This is a genomic window from Pseudomonas sp. 2995-3, assembly GCF_002742565.1.
Classification (GTDB): domain Bacteria; phylum Pseudomonadota; class Gammaproteobacteria; order Pseudomonadales; family Pseudomonadaceae; genus Aquipseudomonas; species Aquipseudomonas edaphica.
This window is the reverse complement of record NZ_LJSB01000419.1, coordinates 1-242: the sequence shown is the minus strand read 5'-3', so window position 1 is coordinate 242 and position 242 is coordinate 1. Positions and strand designations below refer to the sequence as shown.

Here is a 242-nt window from a genome sequence, read left to right as displayed (position 1 = left end):
AATTATTCTCAAGGAGTGCTGTATTTAACACCAGTAGTAACTTATTTAGGTGAGGATCCCTTAACGATACATTACGGTAGTAGCGTTGCTTGGGTAGATAAAGTGGTACAGGAAGATGAAATTATCTATGAACACGACGAACCAACTTCCGTCATTACTCATCAATCCACATTAGAGGAAGAAGATGAGAGGACAGGACAAACAATTAGAATAGAAGTAGATCCAGGTTTTTACGATGTAAC

General features: G+C 38.0%; 1 protein-coding gene. It reads left to right on the top strand.

Going from position 1 to position 242, the window contains the following annotated elements:
- On the top strand, window positions 1–242 hold a 242-nt coding region (locus AOA62_RS32355; protein ID WP_218244246.1), incomplete at both ends, for a hypothetical protein.